The sequence below is a fragment of the Streptomyces sp. SCSIO 75703 genome (assembly GCF_036607905.1).
Classification (GTDB): domain Bacteria; phylum Actinomycetota; class Actinomycetes; order Streptomycetales; family Streptomycetaceae; genus Streptomyces.
Window position 1 is genome coordinate 3,628,322 of record NZ_CP144555.1, and the last position, 12,378, is coordinate 3,640,699.

General features: G+C 74.8%; 14 protein-coding genes and 1 tRNA gene. 2 read left to right on the plus strand and 13 right to left on the minus strand.

The window, feature by feature from the left end; translation table 11 throughout:
• Window positions 1-59: 59 nt before the first annotated feature.
• The 9 genes from VM636_RS15835 to VM636_RS15875 form a co-directional block, all read right to left on the minus strand.
• Window positions 60-962: an RNA polymerase sigma factor SigF gene (locus VM636_RS15835; RefSeq protein ID WP_030420149.1), complete on the minus strand. Its 903-nt coding sequence runs from the start codon at window positions 960-962 to the stop codon at window positions 60-62.
• Window positions 963-1,245: 283 nt separating this feature from the next.
• Complete coding sequence (locus tag VM636_RS15840) at window positions 1,246-2,082, minus strand: RNA polymerase sigma factor SigF (protein ID WP_030420150.1); 837 nt, start codon at window positions 2,080-2,082, stop codon at window positions 1,246-1,248.
• A 189-nt stretch (window positions 2,083-2,271) separates the two neighbouring features.
• Window positions 2,272-2,565 (minus strand): Dabb family protein, encoded by a 294-nt coding sequence (locus tag VM636_RS15845; RefSeq protein ID WP_053913081.1) that lies wholly within the window; start codon window positions 2,563-2,565, stop codon window positions 2,272-2,274.
• Window positions 2,565-2,741 carry a hypothetical protein gene (locus VM636_RS15850; protein WP_030420152.1) on the minus strand — a complete coding sequence of 59 codons (177 nt, stop codon included), beginning with the start codon at window positions 2,739-2,741 and terminating at the stop codon, window positions 2,565-2,567. The genes VM636_RS15845 and VM636_RS15850 overlap by 1 nt, the downstream gene beginning before the upstream one ends.
• Window positions 2,742-2,896: 155 nt before the next feature.
• Entirely contained in the window at window positions 2,897-3,235 is a 339-nt protein-coding gene (locus VM636_RS15855; RefSeq protein WP_158786416.1) for a hypothetical protein, read from the minus strand.
• Window positions 3,228-3,632: a hypothetical protein gene (locus VM636_RS15860; protein WP_030420154.1), complete on the minus strand. Its 405-nt coding sequence runs from the start codon at window positions 3,630-3,632 to the stop codon at window positions 3,228-3,230. Before VM636_RS15860 ends, VM636_RS15855 begins: the two co-directional genes overlap by 8 nt.
• Before the next feature lie 261 nt (window positions 3,633-3,893).
• A tRNA-Ser gene (locus VM636_RS15865) sits at window positions 3,894-3,978 on the minus strand.
• Window positions 3,979-4,046: 68 nt separating this feature from the next.
• Window positions 4,047-4,478, minus strand: coding sequence for a tRNA adenosine(34) deaminase TadA (gene tadA, locus VM636_RS15870; RefSeq protein WP_030420155.1), 432 nt, complete (start codon window positions 4,476-4,478; stop codon window positions 4,047-4,049).
• Between the two features lie 134 nt (window positions 4,479-4,612).
• The gene (locus tag VM636_RS15875) at window positions 4,613-5,140 is read right to left on the minus strand and encodes a hypothetical protein (RefSeq protein ID WP_030420156.1); all 528 of its coding nucleotides are present in this window, start codon (window positions 5,138-5,140) and stop codon (window positions 4,613-4,615) included.
• 1,200 nt (window positions 5,141-6,340) lie between these two features.
• Here VM636_RS15875 and upp point away from each other — a divergent pair.
• Window positions 6,341-6,976 carry a uracil phosphoribosyltransferase gene (gene upp / locus VM636_RS15880; RefSeq protein WP_030420158.1) on the plus strand — a complete coding sequence of 212 codons (636 nt, stop codon included), beginning with the start codon at window positions 6,341-6,343 and terminating at the stop codon, window positions 6,974-6,976.
• A gap of 7 nt (window positions 6,977-6,983) precedes the next feature.
• Here upp and VM636_RS15885 read toward each other — a convergent pair whose 3' ends face one another.
• The 4 genes from VM636_RS15885 to VM636_RS15900 form a co-directional block, all read right to left on the minus strand.
• Window positions 6,984-7,610 carry a LytR C-terminal domain-containing protein gene (locus VM636_RS15885; protein ID WP_030420159.1) on the minus strand — a complete coding sequence of 209 codons (627 nt, stop codon included), beginning with the start codon at window positions 7,608-7,610 and terminating at the stop codon, window positions 6,984-6,986.
• 128 nt (window positions 7,611-7,738) lie between these two features.
• Window positions 7,739-8,035 carry a type II toxin-antitoxin system VapB family antitoxin gene (locus VM636_RS15890; protein WP_030420160.1) on the minus strand — a complete coding sequence of 99 codons (297 nt, stop codon included), beginning with the start codon at window positions 8,033-8,035 and terminating at the stop codon, window positions 7,739-7,741.
• Window positions 8,036-8,220: 185 nt separating this feature from the next.
• Window positions 8,221-8,913 (minus strand): HdeD family acid-resistance protein, encoded by a 693-nt coding sequence (locus tag VM636_RS15895; RefSeq protein WP_030420161.1) that lies wholly within the window; start codon window positions 8,911-8,913, stop codon window positions 8,221-8,223.
• A 287-nt stretch (window positions 8,914-9,200) separates the two neighbouring features.
• The gene (locus tag VM636_RS15900) at window positions 9,201-9,824 is read right to left on the minus strand and encodes an HhH-GPD-type base excision DNA repair protein (protein WP_051821310.1); all 624 of its coding nucleotides are present in this window, start codon (window positions 9,822-9,824) and stop codon (window positions 9,201-9,203) included.
• A 440-nt stretch (window positions 9,825-10,264) separates the two neighbouring features.
• On the opposite strand from VM636_RS15900, the gene VM636_RS15905 reads away from it, so the two are divergent.
• On the plus strand, window positions 10,265-12,373 hold the full coding sequence (locus tag VM636_RS15905; protein ID WP_338484915.1) for a copper resistance protein CopC: 2,109 nt from the start codon (window positions 10,265-10,267) through the stop codon (window positions 12,371-12,373).
• The last annotated feature ends 5 nt before the right edge of the window (window positions 12,374-12,378 follow it).

Below are 12,378 nucleotides of genomic sequence, written 5' to 3' on the forward strand. Positions count from 1 at the left end.
CGGCGGTCGCAGCCGTCTTCGGGGGCCGGCCCGTGCGCCGGGCCGGCCGGTCGGGCGGGTCAGTCGGAGATCAGCCCGTCACGGAGCTGGGACAGCGTGCGGGTCAGCAGCCGGGAGACGTGCATCTGGGAGATGCCGACCTCCTCGCCGATCTGCGACTGGGTCATGTTGGCGAAGAAGCGGAGCATGATGATCCGCCGCTCCCGGGGCGGGAGCTTGGCCAGCAGCGGCTTGAGCGACTCGCGGTACTCGACGCCCTCCAGCGCCGTGTCCTCGTACCCCAGCCGGTCGGCCAGGGAGCCCTCGCCGCCGTCGTCCTCCGGCGCCGGGGAGTCCAGCGAGGAGGCCGTGTACGCGTTGCCCACCGCGAGGCCGTCGACGACGTCCTCCTCGGACACGCCCAGCACGGCGGCGAGTTCGGCGACGGTCGGGGAGCGGTCCAGTTTCTGCGACAGTTCGTCGCTGGCCTTGGTGAGGGCCAGACGCAGCTCCTGGAGCCGGCGCGGGACGCGCACCGACCACGAGGTGTCCCGGAAGAACCGCTTGATCTCGCCGACCACGGTCGGCATGGCGAAGGTCGGGAACTCCACGCCCCGCTCGCAGTCGAAGCGGTCGATCGCCTTGATCAGGCCGATGGTGCCGACCTGGACGATGTCCTCCATCGGCTCGTTGCGCGAGCGGAAGCGGGCGGCGGCGTACCGCACCAGCGGGAGGTTGAGTTCGATCAGGGTGTCCCGGACGTAGGCACGTTCGGGGCTGTCCTCGTCGAGCGCGGCGAGCCGCAGGAAAAGGGAGCGGGACAGGGTGCGGGTGTCGATGGCCTCCGTTGCCGGGAGGGTCTGTGCCGGCACGGCTTCGAGCGTCGGGACGTCATCGATGGGGCCGAGCGCCTGGGGCGCGTCGGGCGCGGTCTCGCTCTCCGCGAGCGCGAGCACCTTCGAGCTGCCCTGATCTGCGGACATGCCACCCCCTTTGGGTCGCGGGACGGTCGCGGCCACGCTCCTTCGACGGAAACGCAGCCCTCACCTGAATACCGGAGCCGGGGCTCCGGCAAACGCGCTTCCGGCAGAATGTCACATGTCGGCAACGCGCTGTAGTGACATGTCGACATCCGAGACGGCGATCAGCCCTGGAGAAACCAGGTCTGACGGGCTTTCGGGCCGCTGACGTCGGCAAAGACCGGGAGGAGCGATTCGCCCCTCCCGGTGATGGTTCGTTCGTTTGTGCGGTAACGCCCTGGGGGTGCTACGCGTCGATGCGGTTGGCCGACCGGAGTCGCTGGAAACTGCGCGCCAGCAGCCGCGACACGTGCATCTGGGAGACGCCGAGTTCGGCGCTGATCTGGGACTGCGTCAGGTTGCTGTAGTAGCGCAGCAGGAGGATGCGCTGCTCGCGCTCCGGCAGCTGGACGAGGAGGTGGCGGACGAGGTCGCGGTGCTCGACCCCGTCCAGCGCGGGGTCCTCGTAGCCGAGCCGGTCGAGCAGTCCGGGCAGTCCGTCGCCCTCCTGGGCCGCCTCCAGGGAGGTGGCGTGGTACGACCGTCCCGCCTCGATGCAGGACAGCACCTCCTCCTCGCTGATGCGCAGCCGCTCGGCGATCTCGGCGGTGGTCGGGGAGCGCCCGAAGGCCGTCGTCAGGTCCTCGGTCGCGCCGTTGACCTGCACCCACAGCTCGTGCAGCCGGCGCGGCACGTGCACCGTGCGGACGTTGTCCCGGAAGTAGCGCTTGATCTCGCCGACCACGGTCGGCATGGCGAAGGTCGGGAACTGCACGCCCCGGTCGGGGTCGAAGCGGTCGATCGCGTTGATGAGACCGATCGTGCCGACCTGGACCACGTCCTCCATCGGCTCGTTGCGGGAGCGGAAGCGGGCGGCGGCGTAGCGCACCAGCGGCAGGTTCGCCTCGATGAGCGCCGTGCGCACGCGGTCGTGCTCCGGCGTGCCCGGCTGGAGCCCCTTGAGTTCGCCGAACAGGACCTGGGTCAGCGCCCGGGTGTCGGCGCCCCTGCTGCGCTGCGGCGCCGCCGGCGCGGGCGCGGCTGCCTGGGGCGGCGGTGCTTGAGGCGCAGTACTGGCCGGCACGGTCAACTCCACCTCATCATCGTCAACTCATCCGTCAAAAGCGGTCATAGCATCACAACACATGTGCACTGTGCGCAAGCACCGCAAAACGTCGTGTTGAGGGTTCAAGTGGGTCGAACTCGGACTAATCCGGCGGAAACGTGGAAGGGCCCCGCACCGCGAGGGGTACGGGGCCGGGGGCCGAGCGCGTCAGAACGGGTAGTCGGCGATCACCCAGGTGGCGAACTCCCGCCACAGCGCGACGCCGGCCTGGTGAGCCGGGTGCTCCAGGTAGCGGCGGAGCGCGTCGGCGTCCTCCACGGCGGAGTTGATGGCGAAGTCGTACGCGATGGGGCGGTCGCTGATGTTCCAGGCGCACTCCCAGAACCGCAGTTCCTCGATCCGGTCGCCGAGCGCGCGGAACGCCTCGACGCCCGCCACGACGCGCGGATCGTCACGGGTGACGCCCTCGTTCAGCTTGAAGAGCACCAGGTGGCGGATCATCACTTTCCTCCGTTGGCGATCCAGGTCATGAAGTCGCCGACGGCGCCCGCGGCGTCGGAGATGCCCTGGAAGCCGATCTGGACGTAGTCCGCGGCCTTGGCCGGGTCCGTGATGATCACATACAGCACGAAGACCACGAGCACACAGACGGCGATCTTCTTCGCGTTCACCGCCACCGCGGCCTCCCCTGTCCCACCGACGCACGTCCGCCGCACATGATCGCACGAAGGGCCCCGTCTTTCGACGGTCGGTTCGAGAGAGATGTCCAGGGGTGAGCGGCGGGGCGAGCCGGCCCGGGGCCGGCTCGCCCCTCCCCGGCCCTGGAGAGGCCCTAGCTCACGGCCTTGCCGCCCAGGAGCCCCACCATGGCGCCGAAGCCCAGGTTGGCGAGGGTGGAGCAGGTGTTCATCGCCGAGGTCGCGGCCTCGGTCGGCTCCCCGACGAAGACGCCGATGTACAGGGCTGCCAGCAGCGTGAGCACGGTGATCGCCGTCACGCAGAGGAAGACCAGCTTGAAGTGGGCGGTCACCGTGGTGACCTCCGGGGCGGCGGCGACCACGGCCGGGGCCTGGTCGGCGACGGGAGCCCGAGCCGTGGCGGGTGCCTGGCCCGCGGTGGGCGCGGGGGCCGCGGAGACGTCCGTGCCGGTGCGCGCGAGACCCTCACTCACCCGGACCACCCGCCTCTTCGTGGCGCCGTCCCGAGGCCACGCCCGTGTTCCCCGCGGCCTGGCCGCCGAAGACGACCGTCCCGGCCGTGAACGAGGGGTCGTCGTGCACGACGACGGGTGGGCCGCCGGCGTCCGGCTGACCGCCGCCCGTGGGCCCGCCGTCGTCACCGGGTGGCCCGGGGCCGTCGCCGCCGGTGCCGAGCAGCCGGTCCAGGGCCGCCTGGACGGCGGTCGGGTCGGAGTCGCTGAGCTCCACGCGGGTGCCGTTCAGCTCCACGATCACGGTGGTCCGGCGGGGGTGCCGGAAGATGGCCCGCAGGAGCCCGCGCAGGGTGGGGCTGGCCAGCACGGCGACCAGGGCCACGGCGAGCAGGATGAGCAGAAAGACCGGTTGCATCGGCGTCCTCGGTTCCGTGCCCGTCGCCCCCGTCCGCGGGGGCCGCGGTGGGCGGCGCGGCGGGCTCTGGGGGGATTGTGCTCCGTGTGGGGCCGGCGCATGCCGGATTCCGGGGCACGGGTTCCGTCCGGAGCGGGCCGGAAGTGAGGCGGAGGGCGGTACGGAAAGCGAGCCGCAGGGCGCTGCGGAAGCGAGTCTGAGGGCGGCGCCCGAGGCCGGGACGCATGAAGGGCCCCGTCGTGCGACGAGGCCCTTCCGAAGCGGTAGCGGTGGGATTTGAACCCACGGTGACTTGCGCCACACTCGCTTTCGAGGCGAGCTCCTTCGGCCGCTCGGACACGCTACCGAGGGAGACCTTACAGCACCGGACGGCATGGTCAGAAATCGATTCCGGGGGCCGCTTCCGACGGGTGGTCAGCGGTCCCGGAAGAAGTCCGTGAGCAGCCGGGCGCACTCCTCGGCGCGCACGCCCTCGATCACCTCGGGGCGGTGGTTGAGCCGCCGGTCGCGCACCACGTCCCACAGGGAACCGGCGGCGCCGGCCTTGTCGTCGCGGGCGCCGTAGACGACGCGGTCCACCCGGGACTGCACCAGCGCGCCCGCGCACATCGTGCACGGTTCCAGGGTGACCACGAGGGTGCAGCCGGCCAGCCGCCAGCGGCCGAGGACCCCGGCGGCCCGCCGCAGCGCCAGCACCTCGGCGTGGGCGGTGGGGTCGCCGGCCGCCTCGCGCTCGTTGTGCCCGCGCGCGAGCACGGTCTCCCCGTCCGGGGCGAGGACGACCGCCCCGACCGGGACGTCGCCGCCCCGGGCGGCGAGGACCGCCTCCTCCAGGGCGAGCCGCATCGCGCCCCGCCACGGGTCCCGTACGGGGTCCGGGAGCGTCCCGGCGTCGTCGGGTATGCCACCGCCCGGCGGCCGGCCCCCGGAACCCGCGGGTCCATCGGGGGAGGGCACGCCGTCGGGGCGGGCGGACGCGGTCAGCGGACGGTCTCCAGTACCTCGGAGGCGCCGAGCACCTCGGCGATCTCGCCGACGGCGTCCCCGGACATCGAGCGCAGTTCCTTCTCGCTCACGCCGAGGTCGTCGAGGATCCCCGCGTCGCCGACCGGGCCGTGCGGCACGCCGCCGACGGCACCGTCGTCGGCGTCCTCCTCGTCCTCGTCGTCGGGTTCGCCGTCCTCCGTGCCGTCGAGGTCGAGGTCGTCGAGGTCGTCGTCGTCGGGGTCGCGGCCGAGCAGTTCGTCGGTGAGCAGGATCTCGCCGTAACTGCTGCGGGCCGCAGCGGCGGCGTCGGAGACGTAGATGCGCGGGTCCTCCTCACCGTCCACGCGGACGACTCCGAACCACGCGTCCTCCTGCTCGATCAGTACGAGCACCGTGTCCTCGTCGGGGGAGGCTTCCCGGGCGAGGTCGGCCAGATCCGACAGGGTTTCCACATCGTCGAGCTCCGTGTCGCTCGCTTCCCACCCGTCTTCGGTGCGCGCGAGCAGTGCGGCGAAGTACACCGTGACTCTCCCACTGGTCATAGGCGTGCCGGTTGGGGTTCCCCCCGGCGGAGGCTGCGGGCGGGGGAGCGGTGCTCCGAAGCCCCACCCACTCGGAATCGTGGCAGAAACATGGCCCTCAGGGGATGCCTTCGGCACCCTGTGTCCGGCGGTTTCGGCCGCGGTTCCCGGAGCGTTCGCACTGGCCGGCGCCGGACGTGCCCCCGTCGCCGCCACGTGCCGGATCGTACGCGGGTTTCCGCCGCCCGCGCGCGCCGCCCTTCCCGAGCCCCCGGCGCGGCACCCGATCGCCCCCGTACGGCCCGCCGTCCGGCGGGTCACCAGCGGAAGGTGCGCATCCGCAGGGCACGCCGCAGCCGGGCGGCCTTGGCCCGGCGCGGCTGGACGCGGTCCCGCAACTCCCGTGCCTCGGCCAGCTCGCGCAGGAACTGGGCCCGCCGCCGACGCCGCTCCGCCTCGGCGTCCGGCGCGCCCTGCGTACGGCGCTCCGGCGCGGCGTCCGACCCCGGTACGGCGCGGTCGTCGGGGAGCGCGGAGGGCGCGGGCGCCGGCGCGCGCCGGGCGCGAGGCTCCGGAGGCTCCGCCCCGGCCCGCTCCGCCGCGCGGGGCTCGGCCCCTGTCCCGGGCTGTGCCGTCGTCCGGGGCCGCGACGGCGTCCCGCGCCGGGAGGTGGTCCTGGTCCCGGCCGCCTCGGGTTCCGGTGCTGCCCCGGGTTCCGGGGGCGTCCCGGGCTGGGCGGCCCGCGCGGACCGTGAAGCCGCCGGTGGCCGGGATGCGGTTGCGGGGCGCGCCGCACGTGGCTCGGCAGCCGTCCCCGGAGCCGGCGCGGCCCCTGGCTCGGCTGCCCTCCCGGGCTTGGGCGTCGCCCCTGGCCGGGATGCCGTCCCGGGGCGCGCCGCACGTGGCTCGGGTTCCGGGGGCGTCCCGGGCTGGGCGGCCCTGCCGGGTCCCGCGGCCCTCCCGGGCTCGGATATCGCCCCGCGCCGCCGCGCCGTCCCGGGCTCCGCCCTCGGCGTGGCGCGCGGGGACGGCGTGTCGTGGAAGTCCCGGTCGGGCACCGTCTCACCACCCCGCGTAGGTCCCTGCCACCTTCCCCGGGCCGGACGGTTTGACGCCTGCGGACCGGGGCGGGCCGGTGCCGGGGAGCTTGCCCCGCCCTGCGGGGACGGGGGCCCGCCACCCCCGGTTACTGTGGTGGACATGCGTCTCCACGTCGTCGACCACCCCCTGGTCGCCCACAAGCTCACCACGTTGCGCGACCGCCGCACCGACTCCGCGACCTTCCGCCGCCTCGCCGACGAGCTGGTCACCCTGCTCGCCTACGAGGCCACGCGCGACGTGCGCACCGAACAGGTCGACATCCAGACGCCGGTCGAGCAGACCACCGGCGTCAAGCTCTCCCACCCGCGTCCGCTGGTGGTCCCCATCCTGCGGGCCGGGCTCGGCATGCTGGACGGCATGGTCCGGCTGCTGCCGACCGCCGAGGTGGGCTTCCTCGGCATGATCCGCAACGAGGAGACGCTCGAGGCGTCCACCTACGCCACGCGCATGCCGGAGGACCTGTCCGGACGTCAGGTGTACGTCCTGGACCCGATGCTGGCGACCGGCGGCACGCTGGTGGCGTCGATCCGGGAGCTGATCAAGCGCGGCGCCGACGACGTGACCGCCGTGGTGCTGCTGGCGGCGCCCGAGGGCGTCGAGGTGATGGAGCGCGAGCTGGCCGGCACCCCGGTGACCGTGGTGACCGCCTCGGTCGACGAGCGCCTCGACGACCAGGGCTACATCGTGCCGGGCCTCGGCGACGCCGGCGACCGGATGTACGGGGCGGCGGAGTAACCGCCGCTCAGCACTCCTTCTTGACCGGCGTGGGCGCCGGACGCGGCGCGGTCAGTTCGGCGAGCGCCGCGTCGGCGTCCGCCGGGCGGGCCAGGCCCTTGAACCCGTCGCCGATGATCAGGTCGACGGTGGCGTCCTCGCGCGCGGCGTCCGTGCGGGCCTCGGCGCCGGGGAGCTGGGTGCCGAGGACGGGCAGCGCGGCCTTGTCCGCGGCGTCGGGGCCGAGCAGGACGCCCGCGCCGTCCAGCTTCTTGTCGAACTCCTCGGGCGCGTTGGTCACCTCGCCGATGCGGAAGCCGCGCTTCTTCAGCTCGTCGGCGGTCTGCTGGGCGAGGCCGCTGCGCGTCGTCGCGTTCAGCACGTTGACGGTGATCTGCCCCGGCTTCGGCACCGCCACGGCGGGTGACGGGCTCGGGGACGGCCCCGCCGCGCGGGCCGGCCGGCAGTCCGCCGCGCCACTGGCCGCCGACGCCTGGTCGCCGCCGGTGAAGACGTCGATGAGCTGCAGCGTGCCCCAGCCGAGCAGGCCGAGGGCGGTGGCACAGGCGACGCTCAGGAAGGCGAGCCTGCCGCGGCGGCGGACCGGTCGCATCCGGGGGTACCTGCCCCCGGTGATCCGGTACTTGCCGCCCATGCCGGGGGGAGTCAGCATGCTCATGGACGCAGCGTAGTGCGCCGCGACGGCGATGCCTACTAGATGATCATTCGACGTTCCCCGGATGCCGCCAATCCCACCCGAAGGGGCCAAGCGGGCGGCCTCGGTCAGTCGAGTTCGAGGACCCGGGCGTGCAGCACCTGACGCTGTTGCAGCGCCGCGCGCACCGCGCGGTGCAGGCCGTCCTCCAGGTACAGGTCGCCCTGCCACTTGACGACGTGGGCGAAGAGGTCGCCGTAGAAGGTGGAGTCCTCGGCGAGCAGGGTCTCCAGGTCGAGCTGGCCCTTGGTCGTCACGAGCTGATCGAGGCGGATCGGGCGCGGCGCGACGTCCGCCCACTGCCGGGTGCTCTCCCGGCCGTGGTCGGGGTACGGCCGGCCGTTTCCGATGCGCTTGAAGATCACACGGAAAGCCTACCGGCCAAGGCGTCGCGGGCGCAGCCATGGCGGTGGAGTACGAACCCGTAAGAGGCGTGCAAAGCAGGGCAGAGCGGGAGCGGGGGCGCGGGACGAGCGCCCGCCCGCCCGCTCCGCCGCCCTCGTACGCCCCCGGTGGAGCCCCCTGCTGTGCCCGTCACGCGTGCCGCCCGTCACACGCCGTGCGGCACGTCGCGGGCGCGGGAGCGCAGCCGCAGGGAGGTGACGATCTCGACCACGCCGACGACCACCAGCCACCAGCCGCCGATCACGGTGAGCACGGCGACGGAGCCGACCGGCGAGTCGATCAGGACGATGCCGGCGATGATGGTGACGATCCCGAGGAAGAGGTGCCAGCCGCGGGCCGGCATCGCGGGGTCGTGGGCGGCGGCGACGGTGTGCGTGATGCCGCGGAACAGCCAGCCGATGCCGATCCACAGCCCGAGCAGCAGGACGGACTGGAGCGGGCCCCGGAAGCAGAACAGGCCCAGCAGGATGGAGACGGCGCCGCTGATGAAGGCGAGGACGCGCAGCGAGGTCCTGCGGTGCGTGCCGAAGGCGGCGGCGAGTTGCAGGATGCCGCTGATGACGAGGTAGAGCCCGAAGAGGACGCCGGCGGCGAGCAGCGTGGCCCCCGGCCAGGCCAGCACCAGTACGCCGAGCACCAGCGAGGCGATGCCGGTGAACAGCACCGTCTGCCAGGCGGCGCGGGAGAGCAGGTGCAGGGGGCCCTCGAAGGGTGGCTCCGGCTCGTGGGCCGTACCGCGCGGCGCACCCGAGGCGGGGGCGTGCGCGCCGGGGCGGGCGTGCACGCCCCGGTCGTCGTCCTGCGGGTTCCCGGGAGAACTGCTGGGAGGTTCGGTCATGGTTCCAGCTCAGAGCACCCGGCCGGGTGCCGCCACCCGGGCCGGTCCGGCGGGCTGAAAGGCGGCCGGCCGTCGGCTGTCGGTCGGCTGTCGGGCCGTCGGCTGTGGGCCGGGCGGTCCGTCGGCCGGACGGGGGCGGGAGGCCGGGCGGCGGGTGCCCCCGGAGCCTGACGCGCCCCCGGGGGAGCGGTCCCCCGGGCGGGTGAGGGCCGGCCGCCGCGCCGGGGCGAAACCCGCCCCGCGACCCGTCCCCGGCACCGGGCGCCGCGCTGGGCAGGTCCGTGCCGTCAGCCGGCGTCCGTCGTCCCGGGCGGTTTCGGCGGGCGGGTCGCCTTGGCGGCCTTGGCGGCGGCCTTCAGCTCCTGCTTGTGCGCCCGCACCTTGGTCAGCGACTCGGGCCCGGTGATGTCGGCGACGGAGCGGAAGGAGCCGGGCTCGCCGTACTCCCCGGCGGCCTCGCGCCAGCCCTCCGGCCGGACGCCGAGCTGCTTGCCGAGCAGGGCGAGGAAGATCCGCGCCTTCTGCCGCCCGAAGCCCGGCAGCTCCTGAAGCCGCCTCAGCAGTTCGGGGCCGGTGGCGACGCCCCGCCAGACGGCCTCGGCGTCACCGTCGTACGTGGCGACCAGGTACCGGCACAGCTCCTGGACGCGGCCCGCCATGGAACCGGGGTAGCGGTGCACGGCCGGTTTCGCGGAGAGCAGCGCGGCGAACTCCTCGGGGTCGTACGCGGCGATGTCGTGCGCGTCCAGGTCCTCCGCGTCCATCCGCCGGGCGATGGTCGACGGGCCCTTGAACGCCCACTCCATCGGGACCTGCTGGTCCAGCAGCATGCCGACCAGCGCGGCGAGCGGACTGCGTCCGAGGAGTTCGTCGGCCTCGGGGTCCTGGGCGAGGTGCAGGGTGACGTCCATGCTCCGATGATCGCGCCTGGGCGCTCGGGCCGCGCGCCGGTACCCGAGCGCGTTCACCCCGGACAGACAGACAGACAGACAGTCAGACCGACGGACGGACGGTCGTACGCACCGTCCGGGAGGCACGTACGCACCGGTGCGGGACGCAGACGCACCCCTCCCGGGCGGAAACGCATCCCCTCCGGGCCGAAGACGCCCCCTCCGGGCCGGAGAGCACCTCCTTTGGGCCGGAGACGCGTCCCTCCCGGCCGGAGACGCACTCCCTCCGGAACACAGACGGCACTCCCTCCCGGGCGGAAACGCCGGGGCGGTGAGCGGCGCGGGCTCCGCGTCCGTACTGAGGGCCGAGGCGGCGAGCGAGGTCCGGACGACGGAGATGCGACGTGGGGTGTGGTGGTGCGCGCGGTGGAGCCCGGCGGCGAACCGGCGTGCAAGGGCTGGTGCTGCTGGGAACCGTGCTCGTCCTGTTCCTCCTCGGCGGCGCCGGACCGGCCGCCGCCCACGCCGGACTGCGCTCCACCGACCCCGCGGACGGAGCCGTCCTCCCCGCCGCCCCCGCCGCCGTCACCGTGACCTTCACGGAGTCCGTCGGCCTGCGCGACGACTCCTTCCGCGTCCTCGGACCCGACGGCCGCCGCCTGGGCACCGGCGAGGCGGGCCGTGCCGACGGCCGCCCCGACACCGCCCGGGTCACCCTGCCGGACCGGCTCGCCGAGGGCACCTACACCGTGGCCTGGCGGGTGGTGTCGGCCGACAGCCACCCCGCCTCCGGCGCCTTCACCTTCTCCGTCGGCACACCGTCCGTCTCCTCGGCCGAGGTGGACACCGGCCCCGCCGAGGACCCGGTGACCGGCGCGCTCCACAAGACCGCCCGCTGGTTCGCCTACCTCGCCGCCACGCTGCTCGTCGGCACGGCGGCCTTCGTCGTCCTGTGCCGTCCCCGGGACCCGGCGCCCCTGCGCCGCCCGGCGGTGGCCGGCTGGTGGACGCTGGTGGCCGCCACCGTCGCCCTGCTGGTGCTGCGCGCCCCCTACGAGGCGGGGACGGGGCCGGCGGCCGCCCTGGACGCCGAGGCGTTCGCGCGGACCCTGACCGGCCGGCCCGGGATGCTCCTGCTGGCCCGCCTGGCGCTGCTCCTCCCGGCGGGGCTCCTGCTGGTCCGCGTCTCGCGCCGCGCCCGGCGTACGCCGGGGGTCACCGGGGCGGGCGCCGTGCTGTCCGTCGCCCTCGCCCTCACCTGGGCCGCCGCCGAGCACGCCGCCGCCGGCAGCCAGGTGCCGCTGGCGATCACCTCGTCCGTCCTGCACCTGCTCGCCACCGCCGTCTGGCTCGGCGGCCTCGCCGCCCTGCTCGTCGGCCTGCGCGGAGCCCCGGACGCCGCCGCCGTCGCCCGCTTCTCCCGGATCGCCTTCGCCTCGGTCGTCGTCCTGGTGGTCACCGGCGCCTACCAGTCCTGGCGCGGCCTCGGCTCCTGGCCCGCGCTGAACGGCACGACGTACGGAAGGCTGCTGCTCGCCAAGCTGGCGGCGGTCACGGTGCTGCTGGCCGTGGCCGCGCTCTCCCGGCAGTGGACGTCGGCGCTGCGCGCGGTCGCCGAGCCCGGCGAGCCGGACGCGCCCCCGCTGATCCGCCGGGGCCCGTCCGTGCCGGCCGCCGCGGTGTCGGCCTCCGGCGTACGGACGGTGCCGGCCGCGGAGCCGGCGCCCTCGGCGGGCCCGCGCGCCCGGCCGGCGTCGGCGCCCGCGACCGTACGGACGGTCTCCGCGAAGGTGCCGCCCCCGTCCCGCGCGCCGGAGCCGCCCCCCACCGCCCCCGTCCCGCCGGAGCCCGCCGTGCCCGCCCTCACCACCACTCGCACACCCCCCGCGCCCGCCCCCGCCCCCGGGGAAACACCCGGACCCGCCCCCGCCCCGTCGGTGCAAGCCCCCGCCACCCCGTCGGTCGGGGCGTCCACGCCCCCGCCCCCACCGCTGCGAGCCCCCGCCATCCCCCCGGCGCACACCCCCGCCACTCCGGCCGTCGGACCGACCGGCCCGGCCCCGCGTCCCGCGCCCGGCGCCCCGCCCTGGGAGGCCCACCGGCGGGCGCTGCGCCGCTCCGTGCTGATCGAGGCGGTCGTCGCCGCCGTCGTCCTGGTGATCACGACCGTGCTCACCGCCACCATGCCCGGCACCGCGGCCGAGGCGGCCCGGTCCGCGCGGGCCGGGGTGCTCCCCGCGTCCGTGACCACGATCCCGTTCGAGGCCGGCCCCGGCCGGGGCACCGTCCAGATCACGCTGGATCCGGGACGCACCGGCGAGAACTCCGTGCAGGCCGTGGTCTACGCCCCCGACGGCAGCCTCACCGCCGTGCCCGAGCTGCGCGTCACCTTCACCCTCGCCGACCAGGGCATCGGCCCGATCGAGGCCGGACTCGTCGACCGGGGCGGCTACTGGAGCGCGAACTCCGTCACCTTCCCCCTCGCCGGGTCCTGGACCATGAAGGCGACGGTCCGGCTGACGGAGGTGGACCAGGTCAGCGAGGCGCGCACGGTCGAGATACCGGCCTGATCCGG